Origin of the sequence: Microvirga pudoricolor (assembly GCF_016892705.1) — a bacterium.
In the GTDB taxonomy this organism is placed as follows: domain Bacteria; phylum Pseudomonadota; class Alphaproteobacteria; order Rhizobiales; family Beijerinckiaceae; genus Microvirga; species Microvirga pudoricolor.
In genome coordinates, this window is sequence record NZ_JAFEMB010000006.1 from 164764 (window position 1) to 181965 (window position 17202).

18 protein-coding genes and 1 tRNA gene are annotated in these 17202 nt (G+C 66.0%); 8 read left to right on the top strand and 11 right to left on the bottom strand.

Going from position 1 to position 17202, the window contains the following annotated elements; genetic code table 11:
- Window positions 1-414, bottom strand: coding sequence for a phosphoribosyl-AMP cyclohydrolase (gene hisI / locus ILT42_RS18540; RefSeq protein WP_204217259.1), 414 nt, complete (start codon window positions 412-414; stop codon window positions 1-3).
- Window positions 415-498: 84 nt separating this feature from the next.
- On the opposite strand from hisI, the gene ILT42_RS18545 reads away from it, so the two are divergent.
- A complete protein-coding gene (locus tag ILT42_RS18545; protein ID WP_204217260.1) occupies window positions 499-945 on the top strand; it encodes an iron-sulfur cluster assembly scaffold protein in 447 nt (148 codons plus the stop codon).
- 37 nt (window positions 946-982) lie between these two features.
- Here ILT42_RS18545 and ILT42_RS18550 read toward each other — a convergent pair whose 3' ends face one another.
- Complete coding sequence (locus ILT42_RS18550) at window positions 983-2014, bottom strand: radical SAM protein (protein ID WP_204217261.1); 1032 nt, start codon at window positions 2012-2014, stop codon at window positions 983-985.
- Between the two features lie 182 nt (window positions 2015-2196).
- Between ILT42_RS18550 and yidD the strand changes: the two genes are divergently transcribed.
- Entirely contained in the window at window positions 2197-2538 is a 342-nt protein-coding gene (gene yidD, locus ILT42_RS18555; protein ID WP_204217262.1) for a membrane protein insertion efficiency factor YidD, read from the top strand.
- A 74-nt stretch (window positions 2539-2612) separates the two neighbouring features.
- Window positions 2613-4625 carry a threonine--tRNA ligase gene (gene thrS, locus ILT42_RS18560; RefSeq protein ID WP_204217263.1) on the top strand — a complete coding sequence of 671 codons (2013 nt, stop codon included), beginning with the start codon at window positions 2613-2615 and terminating at the stop codon, window positions 4623-4625.
- Window positions 4626-4677: 52 nt separating this feature from the next.
- Here thrS and ILT42_RS18565 read toward each other — a convergent pair whose 3' ends face one another.
- The gene (locus tag ILT42_RS18565; RefSeq protein WP_229428753.1) at window positions 4678-5559 is read right to left on the bottom strand and encodes a hypothetical protein; all 882 of its coding nucleotides are present in this window, start codon (window positions 5557-5559) and stop codon (window positions 4678-4680) included.
- A gap of 17 nt (window positions 5560-5576) precedes the next feature.
- The gene (locus tag ILT42_RS18570; protein ID WP_204217265.1) at window positions 5577-8009 is read right to left on the bottom strand and encodes a hypothetical protein; all 2433 of its coding nucleotides are present in this window, start codon (window positions 8007-8009) and stop codon (window positions 5577-5579) included.
- 350 nt (window positions 8010-8359) lie between these two features.
- Between ILT42_RS18570 and ILT42_RS18575 the strand changes: the two genes are divergently transcribed.
- Complete coding sequence (locus tag ILT42_RS18575) at window positions 8360-8923, top strand: nitroreductase family protein (protein ID WP_204217266.1); 564 nt, start codon at window positions 8360-8362, stop codon at window positions 8921-8923.
- A 3-nt stretch (window positions 8924-8926) separates the two neighbouring features.
- The gene (locus ILT42_RS18580; protein WP_204217267.1) at window positions 8927-9535 is read left to right on the top strand and encodes a flavin reductase family protein; all 609 of its coding nucleotides are present in this window, start codon (window positions 8927-8929) and stop codon (window positions 9533-9535) included.
- Window positions 9536-9701: 166 nt separating this feature from the next.
- Here the strand turns inward: ILT42_RS18580 and ILT42_RS18585 are convergent, their stop codons facing one another.
- Genes ILT42_RS18585 through ILT42_RS18595 form a run of 3 tightly spaced genes read right to left on the bottom strand, consistent with a single transcriptional unit; the run spans window position 9702 to window position 11872 of the window.
- Complete coding sequence (locus ILT42_RS18585; protein WP_204217268.1) at window positions 9702-10574, bottom strand: HpcH/HpaI aldolase/citrate lyase family protein; 873 nt, start codon at window positions 10572-10574, stop codon at window positions 9702-9704.
- Window positions 10574-11071, bottom strand: coding sequence for a MaoC family dehydratase (locus ILT42_RS18590; RefSeq protein WP_204217269.1), 498 nt, complete (start codon window positions 11069-11071; stop codon window positions 10574-10576). Before ILT42_RS18590 ends, ILT42_RS18585 begins: the two co-directional genes overlap by 1 nt.
- 27 nt (window positions 11072-11098) lie before the next feature.
- Entirely contained in the window at window positions 11099-11872 is a 774-nt protein-coding gene (locus ILT42_RS18595; protein ID WP_204217270.1) for an NAD kinase, read from the bottom strand.
- A gap of 133 nt (window positions 11873-12005) precedes the next feature.
- On the opposite strand from ILT42_RS18595, the gene cutA reads away from it, so the two are divergent.
- Window positions 12006-12344: a divalent-cation tolerance protein CutA gene (gene cutA / locus ILT42_RS18600; RefSeq protein WP_204217271.1), complete on the top strand. Its 339-nt coding sequence runs from the start codon at window positions 12006-12008 to the stop codon at window positions 12342-12344.
- Between the two features lie 123 nt (window positions 12345-12467).
- Here the strand turns inward: cutA and ILT42_RS18605 are convergent, their stop codons facing one another.
- Entirely contained in the window at window positions 12468-13460 is a 993-nt protein-coding gene (locus ILT42_RS18605) for an MBL fold metallo-hydrolase (protein ID WP_204217272.1), read from the bottom strand.
- 91 nt (window positions 13461-13551) lie between these two features.
- Complete coding sequence (locus tag ILT42_RS18610; protein ID WP_204217273.1) at window positions 13552-14358, bottom strand: TrmH family RNA methyltransferase; 807 nt, start codon at window positions 14356-14358, stop codon at window positions 13552-13554.
- A 169-nt stretch (window positions 14359-14527) separates the two neighbouring features.
- On the opposite strand from ILT42_RS18610, the gene ILT42_RS18615 reads away from it, so the two are divergent.
- Window positions 14528-14689 carry a hypothetical protein gene (locus ILT42_RS18615; RefSeq protein WP_204217274.1) on the top strand — a complete coding sequence of 54 codons (162 nt, stop codon included), beginning with the start codon at window positions 14528-14530 and terminating at the stop codon, window positions 14687-14689.
- Window positions 14690-14743: 54 nt separating this feature from the next.
- On the opposite strand, the gene ILT42_RS18620 is transcribed toward ILT42_RS18615, so the two are convergent.
- Window positions 14744-14818 (bottom strand) — tRNA-Thr (locus ILT42_RS18620).
- A gap of 261 nt (window positions 14819-15079) precedes the next feature.
- On the opposite strand from ILT42_RS18620, the gene ILT42_RS18625 reads away from it, so the two are divergent.
- Window positions 15080-15352, top strand: coding sequence for a hypothetical protein (locus tag ILT42_RS18625; protein WP_204217275.1), 273 nt, complete (start codon window positions 15080-15082; stop codon window positions 15350-15352).
- A gap of 94 nt (window positions 15353-15446) precedes the next feature.
- On the opposite strand, the gene ILT42_RS18630 is transcribed toward ILT42_RS18625, so the two are convergent.
- Complete coding sequence (locus ILT42_RS18630) at window positions 15447-17162, bottom strand: MFS transporter (RefSeq protein WP_204217276.1); 1716 nt, start codon at window positions 17160-17162, stop codon at window positions 15447-15449.
- Between the last annotated feature and the right edge of the window lie 40 nt (window positions 17163-17202).

Below are 17202 nucleotides of genomic sequence, written 5' to 3' on the forward strand. Positions count from 1 at the left end.
CTATGAAAGGGTCAGGACCGCCTGCCCGTCCCGGACCACGACGGTCCGGTAGAAGCAGGACCGGCGGCCGGTATGGCAGCAACCGCCGTCGCCCGCGACGCGAACCTTCAGCCACAGGGCATCCTGGTCGCAATCCACGCGCATCTCGACCACGGTCTGGATCTGCCCGCTGGTTGCTCCCTTGTGCCAGAGTTCGCCCCGGGAGCGGGACCAGTACCATGCTTCTCCCGTCTCCAGGGTCCGAGCCAGGGCGTCGGCGTTCATGTGAGCAACCATCAGGAGCTCACCGGTCTCGACATCCGTGGCGATGCAGGTCACGAGCCCATCCGGGCCAAAGCGCGGGGTCAGGACATGGCCTTCCTCCAACTCAGGCTTCGAACCGGAGGCCGGGAAGGGCAGGAGGGTGTCAGCCATGGGGAAACCTTCGAGATCGGGGCAGCGGATCGCGGATCGTGATAAGGATCCCTATATGGAGCGCAAGCCCCGGACCCCGGACCCATGCTGAACGAAATCTACAACAAGCGTATTCTCGAGCTGGCGGCGGGCATTCCTCGCCTGGGCCGCCTGCCCGACGCCCATGCGTCGGCCTCGGCCCATTCGAAACTGTGCGGCTCCACCGTGACGATCGACCTGAAGCTCCACGGCGGCGTGGTGACGGATTTCGCCCATGAGGTGAAGGCCTGCGCCCTGGGCCAGGCTTCCTCGTCCATCATGGCCGCGAACATTGTCGGCGCGACAGCCGACGAGCTGCGCGCGATCCGGGAGGCGACCCGGCGGATGCTCAAAGCGGGCGGGCCGCCGCCGGACGGCCGATGGGGCGATCTGAGGGTGCTCGAGCCGGTGCGGGACTTCAAGGCCCGTCACGCCTCCGTGCTCCTGACCTTCGACGCCGTTGTGGACGCCATCGACCAGATCGAGGCCGGACGCGACGCCAAGTCCGCCTAAAGGGTGCGTCGCGTCGAGGGGCGTGCCCGCGTCCTGGTCAGGCCGACAGCCTCATCGGCGCGCGGCGCTGCAGGATCCGCGCTTGGTCGTCCGCCGAGCCGTAGCGCATGTCGAGGCTGCGGGCCGTGTGGGCCCAGTCCGCCATGGTCTTCACCGATTCCATGAGGCCGACCACGAACGGGTCCGAACGCCAAGCCCGGACCTTGGGCCAGAGGCTCTCCAAGGATTCGTCGAGAATGTTTCCGACCTTGGCCTCGTAGATCGGGAAGGCGCGCAGCGCCCCATCCGGCTCGATATGGGCGATGTCCAGGTCGACGGCGCTGATGCCGGGTTGAGGCAGGAAATAGCGCACGTCCGTCACGGATATGTCGACTTCGCAACCGGCCTGGGCCGCGAGCCGCTGCCCCACCGCGATCATGCCGACCAACTCGTCGATGGACAGGAGCTCGCTGTCCTCGAAATCTTTCTCGGCCGCCAGGCCGGACGGAATGACCGCTCCGAACCGGATGAAATCGAGCCCTGGAAAGCGCTCGACCGCCATGGCGACGAAGCGCTCGAGATCCGCCTCACGGGCCCCGGACCGGGTCAGGGTGTAGTCGATTCCGAATGTGTAGCAGCCCTGGCCCGACGCCTGTCGTTCCAGCTTGACGCGGTGAAGGGTGTCCAGCGCCCGCAGGCCGCGCTCGAAGGCGCCAGGTCGGCCGCGGACGGTATCGTGGATCGCCGGATCGGCGCCGTCGACGCTCACCGCGACGCTTGCGACGGACTCGGCCAAGGCCCCTGCGGTGCGCTCCGGCATCGACCAGCCGCTCGTGAAGACCGTCACGGCGATCCCGGCGTCGTGCAAACGCCGCATGGCTTCGAGCGCCCAGCGAACCGAGAGGGGCTCGCCACCCGAAATCGAGACCTTCTTGGCCTGCGCCGCGATGATCCTGTCGATGACCCGCATCGCCGCGTCGCGATCCAAGGTGCGAGCTGGGCGGCGCCCGGACTCGGTGTAGCAATGGACGCACCGCAAGGGGCAGGCATAGGTGATGTCCCAAATGAATTTGCCGATCGCGACCGCCATGACCACATGCCCCCAAGGCCAGCTTCCCGCAGGCCTCCTACGTATCGTAACATTGTATCGTACTTTCAGGTTCGCCTTCCACGCAGCGGTGGTTGAAGGGCGCCGGTCGGCACGACGGGGTTGCAACCTCAGGACGCGGTTGCCGCTTGAACTGGGACAGGGGAGAGGTTGGAGACGGATTCATGGAAGCCTCGGCCAAGCATCTTCCCCGCCGTGTGGCCCATGTGGCGATCCGCGGCTACCAGCTCACTTTGTCGGGGCTGGTCGGCCGCCAGTGCCGACACCTGCCATCCTGCTCGGATTACACCGACGAGGCCATTCAGAGACATGGATTCTGGGCTGGGGGCTGGATCGGATTCGCGCGGATCTGCCGCTGTGGCCCGTTCGGGACGTCGGGGCTCGACCTCGTTCCTGAAACATTGCCCGAACGATCCGGCTGGTATAAGCCCTGGGCCTATGGCCGTTGGCGAGGCGTGAATGCCCCTGCGGTCACCTGCGAGGCGGTCGAACCTGACGGCGACTGACCGCGCTTCGACCCCGCACCCGTCGGCCCCCGCTTACCTGCTTTGTTGGCAGGAGTGAGCCAGGAGACCCATTGATGATTACCCTCACATTTCCCGATGGCAACCAGCGCCAGTACGAGCCCGGAACCACCGGCCGCGCGGTTGTGGACAGCATTGCCAAGTCGCTGGCCAAACGCACTGTCGCCATGGCGCTGGACGGCACCGTGACGGACCTGGCCGATCCGATCGGCCGCGACGCCAGGATCGAGTTTCTCAACCGCGAGGACCCGCGCGCCCTGGAGCTGATCCGGCACGATGCCGCGCACGTGCTTGCCGAGGCCGTGCAGGAGCTGTTCCCGGGAACGCAGGTGACCATCGGTCCCGTGATCGAGAACGGCTTCTATTACGACTTCGCCCGCAACGAGCCGTTCACCCCCGAGGATTTCCCCGCCATCGAGGCCAAGATGCGGGAGATCATCGCCCGCGATAGGCCTTTCACGAAGGAAGTGTGGAGCCGCGACAAGGCCAAGAGCATCTTCAAGGACAAGGGTGAGGACTACAAGCTCGAGCTCATCGATGCGATCCCGGAAGGCCAGGACCTGAAGATCTACTTCCAGGGCGACTGGTTCGATCTGTGCCGCGGCCCGCACATGGCGTCCACGGGCAAGATCGGCACCGCCTTCAAGCTCATGAAAGTGGCTGGCGCCTATTGGCGCGGCGATTCGAACAACGCGATGCTCACCCGCATCTACGGCACCGCCTGGGCCTCCCAGGAGGACCTCGACGGCTACCTCAGGCAGCTTGAGGAAGCCGAGCGTCGGGACCACCGCCGCCTGGGTCGCGAGATGGACCTGTTCCACTTCCAGGAGGAGGGACCGGGCGTCGTGTTCTGGCACGCCAAGGGCTGGACGCTGTTCCAGGAGCTGACCAGCTACATGCGCCGCCGCCTCAAGGGCGATTACCAGGAGGTCAACGCTCCCCAGATCCTCGACAAGGCCCTGTGGGAGACGTCGGGCCACTGGGGCTGGTACCGCGAGAACATGTTCGTCACCAAGACCGAGGACGATCGCGTCTTCGCCATCAAACCGATGAACTGCCCCGGCCACGTGCAGATCTTCAAGCACGGCCTGAAGTCCTACCGCGACCTGCCGCTGCGGCTGGCCGAGTTCGGCGCGGTCTCACGCTACGAGCCGTCCGGGGCGTTGCACGGCCTGATGCGGGTGCGCGCCTTCACGCAGGACGACGCGCACGTGTTCTGCACCGAGGACCAGCTGGCGTCCGAATGCCTGAAGATCAACGACCTGATCCTCTCGACCTATGCGGATTTCGGCTTCGAGGAGATCGTCGTGAAGCTGTCCACCCGGCCCGAGAAGCGGGTCGGCACGGATGAGATGTGGGACCATGCCGAAGAGGTGATGACCCGCGTCCTGAAGCAGATCGAGGAGCAGTCCGGAGGACGCATCAAGACCGGGATCAATCCCGGCGAGGGCGCTTTCTACGGGCCGAAATTCGAGTACGTCCTGCGCGACGCGATCGGGCGCGACTGGCAGTGCGGCACCACGCAGGTGGATTTCAATCTGCCGGAGCGGTTCGGGGCTTTCTACGTCGACGCCGACGGCCAGAAGAAGACCCCTTGCATGGTCCACCGGGCCATCTGCGGTTCCATGGAGCGCTTCACGGGCATCCTGATCGAGCATTTCGCCGGTCATTTCCCGCTCTGGCTCGCGCCGACCCAGGTCGTTGTGGCCACCATCACGTCCGACGGCGACGCCTACGCGCAGGACGTGATACGGGCCGCGGAAGCGGCGGGCCTGCGCGTCGAGGCCGATCTTCGCAACGAGAAGATCAACTACAAGGTCCGCGAGCACTCGCTGGTGAAGGTGCCTGTCCTGCTCGTGGTCGGCCGCAAGGAAGCCGCGGAGCGCACCGTCTCGATCCGGCGCCTGGGCAGCCCCGACCAGACGACCATGAGCCTCGAGGAGGCCCTCAAGGTTTTGTCCGACGAGGCGATCTCGCCCGACCGCAGGCGCGCCGCGAAGGCGGTGTCGGAGCCCGGGGGCCATGTGACCCTCGACGGCCATCACGTGGTCGAGCGGACCGTGGCCTGACCTGTGACCGGAGAGCTCGGCGGCAGCCTGCGCCGCCGGGCTCTCCCGGCCCTCATTTCTGGGCGATGATCTCGATATCCCGGTTGAGGCCGCTTTCGACCTTGAACTCGCGGGTCTGCACCTTCCCGTCGTGGCGGGCGATGAGAACGTAGTCGCCCTCCGCCAAGGTGACGGACGGGAATGCGCCGATCGCCTCACGGATCACGTCGCCGCCGGGGGTCAGGACACTGAAGGCGGTTCCGGCGAAGGCTTCGCCGCCCTCGCTGGCCACGAGTTTGAGGGTGACCGTGGCGGCCCGGTGGTTCAGGGTCGCTTCCGTGACGCGTCCGGTCTCCACTTTCAGGTCCGCCCGCATGATCGCGTTCGCGTCCCCGTAGGTGGACACCACGTGGTATGTGCCCTCGGGCAGGCGGATCATATCGCCGGCATGGCCGCCCGACAGGATCATCCTTCCTTCGGAGTTCGAACCGACGGGGACATAGACCGAAAAGCTGAGCTGGTTACCCGGAATGGGTGAGTCGCCCACGGCACCCTTGAGGCGGAGGGCGCCGGAACTGATGGTGAGCCGCTCGTTGAGGGTCCCCGTCTGGGCACTGATGCGCTTGGACGCGCCCGCGAACCCGTAGGCCGCATGAATGATGTAGTTGCCGGACGGCAGGGCGAAGCGCGCCGTGGGGCTGCTCGACCGCGCCACGATGAGGGGCTGGGTGACATCGCCCTTGTCCTCGTAGACCCGCCAGACGAGGCCCGACGTGATGGGTTTCCCGCTTTCGGCGAAGGCCGCCGCCGTGTTGACGATGACCTGCCCGCCCGCCACCGGCGGAGGGGTGGGCCCCAGGGACGGCGTGGCGCCCTGGGCCAGGGCGGCGCCCGCGCTCAGGAAGCCGAACAGGGTCGTGATCGGGAAAAGCTTGTTCACCTTGACTGCCACCATCCTCGGGCCGAAGCGCCTCAACGCGCCGCGGCCGCAACGGTCCTCACCGGCTCCTCGTCGTTGTCGACGAGTTCGGTGGCGGCCGCAATGAGATTCTCCAGCGACGTGGGACGGAAGTCGAACTGCACCACGTGCCGTCCCTTTCCGACCTCGACCCCTCTGAACAGCAGATTTGCGCGCAAAATGGGGCGGCGAACGCCGTCCACCGTGGCTTCCCATCCCGGATAGAAGATGTCGTGCAGGACCAGCACGCCGGGCTGGTCGGTCTCGACCTCGATGGTCAGCGCGTTGCGCTCGAACTTCACGATCCGGGCCTTGCTGGCAGCCTTTTCGACGGGCGCCTCGGCATAGGTGCCGCCAAGGGCCTTCATGCTGTCCGTATCGACCAGGACCTCCGAAGCGCGGTCGAACTCGGGCAGCTCCTGCTGATCGAGGGCGGCCTCGGAATCCACCGGGGTCACCTTCTGGGCGACGTAAACGCGGGGGCTCTCGCTGTTCAGCCGGTAGACCCACATCTGGCCGGACCCGTAGAGCGGTTCCGCCCCTGACAGGCGCGGGAAATGGCGCGGCAGCTTCTGGATCGGGCGGTCGAGAACCAGATATTCCAGGCCCAGCAGGCTCGCGAGGCGGCACTGATAGCCCCGGAAGGTGGCCGGGAAGGTGCGCAGGTTGGGGTCCTCGGCGTTTTCGCCCGGCCCGACCGCGCGCTCGTAATCGGCGAGCCTCAACGGATTGTAGCCGATGATGTCCTCGATGCCGAAAACCATGGAAGCGTTCTGCCAGGGACCGCGCATGCCGAGGATCTCGACCCGGGGATACTCGCCGTCCGCATGCCGCTTGGCGAGCTCGGCCTTGAGGACCGCCAAGCCCTGCAACTGCTCCGGCGGAAGCTGTTCGAAGACGGCGTAGCGCTCCTTGGGCTCGGCGTTGAGGGCGGAGGCCGCATGGCGGCCGATCAACTCGCCGCCCGTCACGACGGCCAGCACGAGCGCGGCGGCGGTGCGCCAGCGGGAAGAGGAGCCGAAACGCGCCATCAGAACCAGGGCGGCGGCGGCCAAGACCAGTCCGATCCCGACCTCCTGCAAGGCGGGAGCCATTTGGCCGGCCTTGGCCGCGAAGGCGAGGGCGCCGGCGAGGGCGGCGGCCGCGAGGATCACGGCCAAGGCCGGCAAGGCGAAGCGAACGGCCGGCAGGCGCCCCGGGCTCCAACGGGGAAGTCCGTCGGTGGCGTAGCGGTGCACGAGATAGCCTGCCGCGAAAGCCAGGAAAATGTTGATCAGGAACGTCGCATCCGCAGGGCGACGGTAGAGATCGACGCCTGGAACGTAGTCGAAGACCAAGCCGAAGCCCGGCGTGTAGCGGCCCAGAGCGTAGAGCAGGACCACGAGGCCGAAGACCAGGAAGAACCGAAACTCCCGCGCCAGGAGGCGTCCGCCCGCAATGCCGTGCCACAGGATCAGGAGGGCCGGAATCGTGCCGGCGAAGAGATAGTTGGTCGCCCGGTCGGTCCAGGTGCCTTCCGTGACGCTGTGCCAGTCGGGACCCCAGTAATCGTAGGTCCAGCGAAGCGAGCCGAAGATGTTGCCGAACAGGATCGTCGCGAGGCTTTCCGGGGGCAGGGACCCCATGGCCGCAACGCCGTACCCGAAGGAGGGCCGGGTGGAGGTGCTGAGGAATTGCAGGGTCAGGATGACCGGCACCGCCAGGAGAGCCGCGCCGACGAACCCCATCGCGAGCAGGATCCCAAGCCGGGACCTCAGGTAGGCGAGGGGCGCATTCGCCGCGCAGATCCGCTGCAAAGCCACGGCGATGAGGGTCAGGGCGCACAGGAAGGCGACCTGGTCGCGCCCGATCACCATCATGGCGGCCACGCCGGCGAACAGGATGCCGAACAGATAGGACCGACGGTCGAGCGCCTCCTCCAGGAGCAGCAGGGCCAGCGGGAAGAACCCGTAGCTCAGGATCATGCCCGTGTGCTGGAGGCGGGCCGTGGCCGAGCCGCCGAGCATGAAGATCAGCGCCGCGATCACCGCGCCCGCCGGATGCCAGCCCCGGCGGCGGAACAGCGGCACGAAGGCCAGCGCGCCAGGCAGGAAATGGGCAAAGATCACCACGTCGAAGGCTTGCATGGACGGCTCGGGGACGAGCCAGCCGAAGAGCATCATCGTGGGGGTGAACAGGAGCGATTGCGGGTCGGCCGCCGAGGGATGTCCGCTGAAATGATACGGGTTCCAGAGCGGCATCTCGCCGTTCTTCAGGGCAGCCCCCAGATACCGCAGGGTCGGGTAGAACTGGTTCTTGGAATCCCAGGGCACGACGGCGCCCGTCAGCGGCCACACGGCGGCCGCCACGGCCCAGAGGGCGAGGATGAGCAGCAGCGCCGTGACGGTCTGGCGGCTCGTCCAGACGGAACGGGAGGGCTCGAAGGCTCCGGAAATGGATGTGCTCATCATCGTCGTTCGTGATGCCCAGCCGGCTCACCGGGCCGATCTGGCGTCGGCCTCGTGGGGAGCGGGGTCGGATCGGGACTGCAGGGGGCGCAGGACGATGGCCGGACGCCACCGTGACGGGCGGGCCGGTCGACCTGTCTTCCTCAGGACCGAATACCGGCTTGGCGGGCCAGCACGCTCCCCCTATACAGTCGCTGCTCTTGGTTATTGTCGCAGCGGGTTTCTTAGGAACTCGGCGGTCCCTCAAACGCAGAAAGACGGCGACAGCATGACGATGCCCCTCCGGGCAGGCCCATGCCAGCCGCTCTCTCCTTCCATCTTCACACTAATTCGACCCGGATGAAAGCCCGATGAACGAAAGCCTCGACCGCCTGCAGCAGCGCCGCTCCGTGCCGCCCAAATGGCTGGGCGGACCCGGTCCGACCCCCGAACAGCTCGACACCCTCCTGACGGTCGCCGCCCGGGTCCCGGACCACGGCAAGCTGGTGCCCTGGCGGTTCATCGTGATCGAGGGCGAGGCCCGCGCCCGTCTGGGCGAGATCGCCGCAGCCGCCTTCCAGGCCGACAATCCTGGCGTGGATCCGGAGAAGGTCAAGACTGAGCTCGATCGCTACACCCATGCGCCCGTGGTGGTGGCGGTGGTGTCGAACGTGGTGCCTCACGCCAAGATCCCGGACTGGGAGCAGGTCCTGTCGGCGGGCGCGGTCTGCATGAACCTCCTCAACGCCGCCGCGGCGATGGGCTTCGGGGCGATCTGGCTGACCGGGTGGGCAGCATTCGACCGCCGCGTCCTCGACGCCCTGGGCCTGAACCCCGGCGAGCGGCTGGCGGGCTTCATCCATGTGGGCGTGCCTCGGGAGACGCCTACGGACCGGGCCCGACCGGATCTCGCCACCATCGTCACCCGGTTCTGAGCTATGTTCTACGACGCGACGATCAACGATCACGGCCTGCCGCACGATCCCTTCAAGGCCATCGTGACCCCACGGCCGATCGGCTGGATCACGGCCCTGAGCGCCAAGGGCGAGATCAACCTCTCGCCCTATTCGTTCTTCAACGCCGTGTCGGACAATCCCCACATGGTGGCTTTCTCGTCCGGCGGCCGGAAGGACGCGGTGACCTTCATCGAGGAGACGAAGGAATTCGTCTGCAACCTCGCCACCTGGGACCTCAGGGACCAGATGAACGCCACCTCGGCCGTCCTGCCCCGAGGCGCCAACGAGATGATCCACGCAGGCCTGACGGCCGCCCCGTCGACTCTCGTGAAGCCGCCCCGCGTGGCCGAGGCTCCCGCGGCACTGGAATGCAAGTGGCTCCAGACCGTGCCGCTGACGCCGCTGGATGGCGGGGACCCGGCCTATTGGCTCGTGGTCGGCCAGGTGGTGGGCATCTACATCGACGACCGCTTCATCGTGAACGGCCTCGTGGATACGGCCGCCATGCAGCCCATCGCCCGCGCCGGCTACCGGGATTATTTCGTCTCGACGGCGGAGACCAAGTTCTCGATCCGGCGGCCGGGGACGTAGGCGGATTTCTAGCGACTGGCCGATCCTCCCCTCGAGGGGGAGGATCGGCCGAAGGCCGAGGTGGGGTAGAATCACCCCGTTTGGTAAGGTCGCGTGTCCCATTCCATCCCGCCGCTTGCGCGACGACCTTCCCCCCTCCAGGGGAAGGTGAGGCGGCAACCCGCCTTCAACGCTTTTCGGCCCGTGCCAGCAATCGCTCCGCGCGCGTCAGATGCGGCCGGTCCAGCATCTCGCCCTCGATCCCCACCACGCCCACGCCGGGATTGGCCTTGAAGGCATCGACCACGGCCTGGGCCCGGTCCAGAGCCTCCTTCGATGGCGTGAAGGCGTCGTTGATGACGGGCACCTGCGCCGGATGGATCGCCATCTTGGCCACGAAGCCGTCCCGGCGCGCGTCCCGGCATTCCCTCGCGAGACCGTCGAGGTCGCGGAAAGTGGTGAAGACCGAGTCGATGGCGTCCACCTCGGCGGCGGCGGCGCCCAGGAGGGTCAGCGAGCGGGCGAGCCGATAGGGGTCGGCATAGGCGCCGTCCTCCCGCCTGTTGGTCTCGGCTCCGAGATCGGCGGACAGGTCCTCGGCACCCCAGGTGATACCCATCAGGCGGTGGCTCGCGCCCGCGAATGTGCCCAGCGCGAACACCCCGCGGGCGTTCTCGGTCGCGATGGCGAGGATGCGGGTGCCGCCGTCCTTGAGCCCGTATTCGGCCTCGCGAACGGCAATCTTGGCGCCAAGATGCGAGACGTCCGGCCCGCCGACGGTTTTCGGCAGGACGAGTCCGTCAGGCGACGCCGGCATGACGCCGTCGAGGTCGGCATCGGTCAGGCCCGTGGTCAGGCCGTTGACCCGCACGAAGAGCCGGGGGCGATCGGCCTGCGGCATGGCCGACTGGAGAAAGGCGAGGGTCGTGCGCCTGGCCTCCTCCTTGGCCGACAACGCCACGGAATCCTCCAGGTCGATGAGGAGAACATCGGCGCCGGACGACAGTCCCTTTTCCAGCTTTCGGGCGCTGTCGCCGGGTACGAACAGGAGGGACCGCATCAGGCCTGTGCTCCTTCGGTCTTGCGCTTCAGCATGAAGGCTTGGCGGCGGCACTCGGCCACGAGGGTGCCGTCCTGCTTGTAGGCTCGGTGCCGGAAGTCCACGATCCCCGCGTTGGGACGGGACTTCGACTCCCGTTTGGACAGAATCTCAGTGGTGACGTTGATCGTGTCGCCTTCGAACAGGGGCGCCGGGAACGTCACGTCCGTCATGCCGAGATTGGCGATGGTGGTGCCCACCGTGGTGTCGTTCACCGAGATGCCGATCATCAGGCCGAGGGTGAACAGAGAGTTCATGAGCGGCTTGCCCCATTCCGTCTCGGTGGCGCAGAAATGGGCGTCGATGTGGAGGGGCTGAGGGTTCAGGGTCATGTTGGAGAACAGCATGTTGTCCATCTGCGTCACCGTTCGGGTCAGGCGGTGGCGGATGGTCGTGCCGATCTCGAAATCCTCGAAGTAGAGGCCGCCGCGCGGATGTTTTTCATGATCCGGGTTCATGCCGGTTCCTCCCTATTTGTATGCTGATCAATAGCCGAATTGTTCGCGCAGGATGCGCTCATCGAGACTGTGGCCGGGGTCGTGCAGCAGCACGAGGTCGATACTGCGGTCCATGGAAACATGGATGCGCGACACCCGCCGGAACTCCGTATGGTCCGCCACCGCGCTGACGGGGCGGTTGTCGGGCTCGAGCACCTCGATCTGGATATGGGCGTAGTCCGGCAGCAGGGCGCCCCTCCAGCGGCGGGGCCGGAAGGCCGAGATCGGCGTTAGGGCCAGGAGCGGGGCGTTCAAGGGCAGGATCGGGCCGTTGGCGGAGAGGTTGTAGGCGGTCGAGCCCGCCGGGGTCGCGATCAGGATGCCGTCGGCGATGAGCTCGGTCAGCCGCACCCGCGAATCGACGCTCACCCGGAGCTTGGCGGCCTGGTACGTCTGGCGGAGCATGTAGACGTCGTTGATGGCCCGGGCCGTATGGGTCTCGCCGTTCACGTCCCACGCCACCATGAGCAGCGGGTGGACCACGCTCCGATGGGCCTCCTCGAGCCGGTCGAACAGGGCGTCCTCCTGGAACTCGTTCATCAGGAACCCGACCGTGCCCTTGTTCATGCCGTAGATCGGCTTGGCGGAGCCCATGAATCGGTGAAGGGTCTGCAGCATCAGGCCGTCGCCGCCGAGGGCCACGATTACGTCGGCCGCCTCCGGCTCCACATGGGGATACCTCTCCGTCAGCGCCTGGAGCGCGCTCTGCGCATCCGGCGTCGGGCTGGCGATGAATGCCACATGGTTGAAACGGCGAGCCATGCCCGGATACCCTTGTCAGCGAACCCTATCCGGGAGACGGCTCCAGTTTCGGATCGGCCCCGGTCACCCCTGGCGCACGTCTGCCTGAGAGCGGGACTCACGGGCCGGGCGATGCACACGACAGAGGCATAGCATGGAGCGCCCACTTCTCGTCTATACGACGTTTCCCAACAGCGATGCGGCGCTCTCGGTCGGGGAGGACTTGGTCCGCCGGAAGCTCATCGCCTGCCTGAACGTGCTTCCCGGGATGGCGTCGGTCTACATGTGGAAAGGGCACGTGGAGCGGAGCCAGGAGGTCGTCGCCATCCTGAAGACCGTGAAGACGCGCCAGGAGGAGGTATACGCGGCCCTCAAGGCGCAGCACCCCTACGAAACGCCCGTGATCCTGTTCATCGAGCCGGCAGGGGCCGATTCCGGGACCCTGGCTTGGCTCACGGCCTCGACGCTGGCTCCAGAAGCGACGGTGGGATGAGGCGGGCTGCCCTGGAGGAACAGCCCGTCGCGTGTCGTGAAATGGCTCCGGAGGGCTGCCCCCGGAGTTGAGGGCATCGTCCTGCGGACGGCCAAGTCTTGCCGTCCGGCAGGATGAGCCTGCTCAGATCACCGGCATCCACTGCACTGGCACGAACTGGAAGCCGCTGCCGTCCTTGGCGATGTGGCCCGTGGCCGGGAAGGGTGCGTGATAGAAGGCCACCTGGGCCCGTTCGGACGCGGCCATGTCGAGCATGCGATGACGGGTCTTGCGCGCCTGTTCGGCGTCCATGTCGAAGATGGCGGCCCAGTCGGGGTTGCGGACGAAGAGAGCCGGGTGGTTGGTCACGTCCGACATGATCATCAGCTTGCCATTGCCCGACGAGAGCATATAGGCCGTGTGGCCCGGCGTGTGGCCGACTGCGTTGACGCTGGTCAGGCCCGGAACTACCTCCTTGTCCCACCCGTAGCGCTTCACGTCGGCGGCGTTGGGGCCGAAAACCCGTCGGACGGACTGGAAGGCGCCCTTCATGGCCTCGGGCGCCTGGTTCATCCGGGCGTCGTCCATCCAGAAGGCCCACTCGGCCTCCGGAACCGCTATTTCCGCCTTGGGGAATGTCGGGTTGCCGTCCTTGCCCCGCAGGCCGTTGATGTGGTCGCCGTGGAAATGGCTGATCACCACGTTCGTCACCTGGGACGGGTCGAAGCCGGCTGCGCGGAAGTTTTTCATCCAGTTGCCGGAGGTCGGGCTGCCGAACTCGCCGTTGCCCGTATCGATCACGGTCACGCGGTCGCCCTGCCGCAGGACGAGGCCAGTGAACGTAATGGGGAGCGCGTCCGTGGGCAGGAAAGCCTCGGCGGCCGCCTTCTGCACGGCGGCCAGCTCCGCATTCTTGATGAAGCCCTCAAGCGGCCGCTTCGCGAAACCGTCGTTCACGGCGGTGACTTCGATGTCTCCCACCTTGTAGCGATAGAAGCCCGGCGCCTGGGCGCTCGGGGAGCCCATGCCGGAGGGTTGGGACGTTGCGGGGGTCGATTGTGCCAAGGCGAATTCTCCAAACGGGGTCGCCATCGCGAGGGCTGTGCCTGCGAGGACCGAGCGGCGTGTCATGGACATGGGGCGTTCTCTCCGGTCGAACAGGCGGGATGCTAGAAGTGAAGCCCGCCCCTTCAAGGGATCTAAGCTTCACGATTGAGCGAGCTTGGCCTTACTCGGTCGCATCCGGCTGAGAAAGATGGTGCAGGACGATGCCGCTGGTGGTGGCAACGTTCAGCGAATCGAAGCCGCCGCTCATGGGGATGGTGACGGTGCGCGTCTCCTGGAGAACCTCCTGTGGCAGCCCGGGTCCCTCCGCACCGAGAAGAACCGCCGTCCGGGGCGCCCGGCGCACCTCGCTCAGGCGGAGCGAGCCCGCGGGCGAGAGGGCGATCACGTCGAATCCGGCCTCCCTCAGGAGCCGAACCATGTCGGTCGCGTGCGGAACCCTCAGGAACGGCACCCTTAGCGCCCCGCCGACGGAGACGCGAATCGCCTTGCGGTACAGGGGATCGCAGCTCTCGCCGTCGAGCAGAACGGCATCGGCACCGAAGGCTGCCGCATTCCGGAAGATGCCGCCGACATTGTCGTGATTGGCCAGTCCCACGAGACCCACGACCAGAGCGCGGCGAGGCAGTCGCGCCAGAAAGTCAGCGGGCTCCTTCTCGGGGCCACGCCGCCCGAGGGCCAGAACCCCGCGATGGATCGGAAATCCCACGATGGCGTCCATTACGGGCCGGCCTGCCACGTAGACCGGTATCTCGGCCGGGATTCCGGCGAGGAGCTCGGCCAGGGAATCGATCCGGTTCTCGCCGATCAGCAGCGATTCGACCTCGAAGCGGGATTGCGAGAGCAGGACCCTCAGGACCACTTCGCCCTCGGCGATGAAGCGATCCTGCCGGCCGACGAGGTCGCGTTCCCTGACGGAGCGATAGGGCTCGATCCGGACGTCTGTCGGGTCGCTAACGGTGTGACGCATGGCTGCCCTCTCGAACGATCCCGCTTTAGCGCCTCGAACCTGAACAGGGAACACGGCATCGGGAGAACGCTCCCGTTCGTAGCCGTTCTTTGGAACCTCCCCATCCGAGGCCGGTTAGCCCCTCAGGCAGACCCATGCGGTCGATCGGTCATGCGACAGGAGTATCGAGATGGAAGGTCTATTGTGGGGGCTCGTCATCGTGGGAGGCCCGATCCTGCTCGGCCTTGCAGTGTTTTTCTTCGGACAGCGCCAGCGCCGTTTGACCCAGAGCGAAAAGCAGGCGTCACAGCAGGCGACCCGCGAGAACTGGGGCAAGGAGCAGATCCGCTAGGAGACATTGGAGGGCGTCTGTCGTGCCCGGACACGGCACTCGGTGGATGGAATATGGTGCCGGCGGAGAGGATCGAACTCCCGACCTTCGGTTTACAAAACCGCTGCACTACCGCTGTGCTACGCCGGCTGATCGAACATTCGGTTGGAAATGTTCGCTCGGTCAAAATCCGGCAACCACAGGTGTCCAGCCGGATTCGATCATGTGTGTGCGACATCCCACGTCCCTGAGTGAACGAGCACAAGCTCGGCGACACGAAGGGCTGTGTGTGAAACGGCACGAAGGTTCCCCTTAGCATCAAAATAAAGTGCGCTTCAACACCGCAACCAAGCGGGATCTCGGGAATTATCGTCCGACGTTGATTTTCTCGGGACATTCCAGGGGGTTACAGTGACATTTTATTCGATCCGGGCGGGCCTCGCGGCGCTCGCGGGCCTGGCGGTCGCTTTCGGTCTGATGGCCTTCGCCGAACCGGCCCGCGCGGGCCATGGCCTCGAGCACAAGGCCATTGCTCAGGCCCAAGAGGCGATGGCGGCCAAGGATCCACAGACGACGTCGTCGATCACCACCGACGAGCTTCCCTCGAACTGCCAGCGCTCGCGCAAGAAGCTCTGGGTGCAGGACGAAGGCTGGATCGTTCGCAAGGTTACCACCTGCTATTGATCGGCCCAGAGCCAGGTCGCCCAAGCGAAAAGCCCCGCCGGTGGCGGGGCTTTCCATTTTGACGCATCGTCAGACATTACATGTCTTGCGGGCCTCAGCGACGAGCCGTGCCCTCGAAGGTCATGATGTCACGGTCCTTGGTCTCCGGCACGAACAGGAGGCCGACCACGAAGGTGATCATGGCGATGACGATCGGGTACCACAGGCCATAATAGATATCGCCGGTCGCGGCCACCATGGCGAAGGCCGTGGGTGGCAGCAAGCCGCCGAACCAGCCATTGGCGATATGGTAGGGCAGGGACATGGCGGTATAGCGGATGCGGGTCGGGAAGAATTCGACCAGGGCCGCCGCGATCGGGCCGTAGACCATCGTGACGTAGATCACCAGGATGGTGAGGATGCCGATGGCCTTGAGCGCCTGCGCGTTGCCCAAGGCAGCGAAGAACCCGCTGACCTTCACGATGCTCGGATCGCCAGCTTTCGGATAGCCCGCCACGGACGCAGCCTCGGTGAAGGCTGTGATGTTGGCCGGAATGGCCGGAGCTACGGGCGCCTCGGTGCCGTTGAAGGTAACCTTCGTGGGCGTACCGGCGGCACCGGGGACCAACTCGTACTTCACGGCCGAGCGGGCAAGAGCCACGCGGGCCACGTCGCAGGGAGCCGTGAAGGTACGGATGCCGACCGGGTCGAACACCGAGCCGCAGGTGGCGGGATCGGCCACGACCTGGACCTTCACCGTTTCCAGCGCCTGTTCCAGGCGCGGGCTGACCACGCCGGTGAGGGCATGGAAGAGCGGGAAGTAGGTGATCGCGGCGATCAGGCAGCCGCCGAGAATCACCGGCTTACGGCCGATCTTGTCGGACAGGGCGCCGAAGAACACGAAGCCGCCGGTGCCGATGATCAGCGAGTAGGCGATCAGCACGTTCGAGGTCAGCAGGTCGACCTTGAGGATGCTCTGGAGGAAGAACAGGGCGTAGAACTGGCCCGTGTACCACACCACGGCCTGACCGATGGCGAGGCCGACCAAGGCGATGAGCACCATCTTCATGTTCGGCCAATGACCGAATGCTTCCTTCAGCGGAGCCTTCGACTGGGTCCCTTCCTCCTTCATCTTCTTGAAGGCAGGCGATTCGTTCATCTGGAGACGAATCCAGACCGAGATGGCGAGCAGCAGCACCGAAAGCAGGAACGGAATGCGCCAGCCGGCGATGGGCCAGCCCTCACCGGTCTGGAAGCCTTGCTCGCCCATCCACGTGCGCAGCACGAGGATCACGACGAGGGAAAGCAGAAGGCCCACGGTCGCCGTGATCTGGATGAAGCTCGTGTAGAAACCCCGGCGTCCGACGGGTGCGTGCTCGGCCACGTAGACCGCCGCGCCGCCATACTCGCCGCCCAGGGCGAGACCCTGGAGCATGCGCAGGGCGATGAGGATGACGGGTGCGATCCAGCCGATCTGGTTGTAGCTCGGCAGCAGGCCGACCAGGAAGGTCGAGAAGCCCATGATCAGGATGGTCACGAGGAAGGTGTATTTGCGGCCGACGAGGTCGCCGATCCGCCCAAAGAAGATCGCGCCGAAGGGACGGACCAGGAAGCCGGCCGCGAAGGCCAGGAGGGCAAAGACGTTACGGGTCGTGACGTCGAAGGCCGAGAAGAACTGGGCTCCGATGATCGTGGCCAAGGAGCCGTAGAGATAAAAATCGTACCATTCGAAGACCGTGCCGAGGGAGGAGGCCAGAATGACCTTCCTTTCCTCCTTGGTCATGGGGCGGGGCGAGGCCGCCGTCCCTGGACTGGCTGTAACTGTCGCCATGAGCAATTCCCTTCTGAAGTTCACCATCGGCCCGGTTTTC

Bases quoted from the DNA above. Each gene is read 5' to 3' on its own strand.
- hisI (WP_204217259.1), bottom strand. From the start codon at position 414: ATGGCTGACACCCTCCTGCCCTTCCCGGCCTCCGGTTCGAAGCCTGAG.
- ILT42_RS18545 (WP_204217260.1), top strand. From the start codon at position 499: ATGCTGAACGAAATCTACAACAAGCGTATTCTCGAGCTGGCGGCGGGC.
- ILT42_RS18550 (WP_204217261.1), bottom strand. From the start codon at position 2,014: ATGGCGGTCGCGATCGGCAAATTCATTTGGGACATCACCTATGCCTGC.
- yidD (WP_204217262.1), top strand. From the start codon at position 2,197: ATGGAAGCCTCGGCCAAGCATCTTCCCCGCCGTGTGGCCCATGTGGCG.
- thrS (WP_204217263.1), top strand. From the start codon at position 2,613: ATGATTACCCTCACATTTCCCGATGGCAACCAGCGCCAGTACGAGCCC.
- ILT42_RS18565 (WP_229428753.1), bottom strand. From the start codon at position 5,559: ATGGTGGCAGTCAAGGTGAACAAGCTTTTCCCGATCACGACCCTGTTC.
- ILT42_RS18570 (WP_204217265.1), bottom strand. From the start codon at position 8,009: ATGAGCACATCCATTTCCGGAGCCTTCGAGCCCTCCCGTTCCGTCTGG.
- ILT42_RS18575 (WP_204217266.1), top strand. From the start codon at position 8,360: ATGAACGAAAGCCTCGACCGCCTGCAGCAGCGCCGCTCCGTGCCGCCC.
- ILT42_RS18580 (WP_204217267.1), top strand. From the start codon at position 8,927: ATGTTCTACGACGCGACGATCAACGATCACGGCCTGCCGCACGATCCC.
- ILT42_RS18585 (WP_204217268.1), bottom strand. From the start codon at position 10,574: ATGCGGTCCCTCCTGTTCGTACCCGGCGACAGCGCCCGAAAGCTGGAA.
- ILT42_RS18590 (WP_204217269.1), bottom strand. From the start codon at position 11,071: ATGAACCCGGATCATGAAAAACATCCGCGCGGCGGCCTCTACTTCGAG.
- ILT42_RS18595 (WP_204217270.1), bottom strand. From the start codon at position 11,872: ATGGCTCGCCGTTTCAACCATGTGGCATTCATCGCCAGCCCGACGCCG.
- cutA (WP_204217271.1), top strand. From the start codon at position 12,006: ATGGAGCGCCCACTTCTCGTCTATACGACGTTTCCCAACAGCGATGCG.
- ILT42_RS18605 (WP_204217272.1), bottom strand. From the start codon at position 13,460: ATGTCCATGACACGCCGCTCGGTCCTCGCAGGCACAGCCCTCGCGATG.
- ILT42_RS18610 (WP_204217273.1), bottom strand. From the start codon at position 14,358: ATGCGTCACACCGTTAGCGACCCGACAGACGTCCGGATCGAGCCCTAT.
- ILT42_RS18615 (WP_204217274.1), top strand. From the start codon at position 14,528: ATGGAAGGTCTATTGTGGGGGCTCGTCATCGTGGGAGGCCCGATCCTG.
- ILT42_RS18630 (WP_204217276.1), bottom strand. From the start codon at position 17,162: ATGGCGACAGTTACAGCCAGTCCAGGGACGGCGGCCTCGCCCCGCCCC.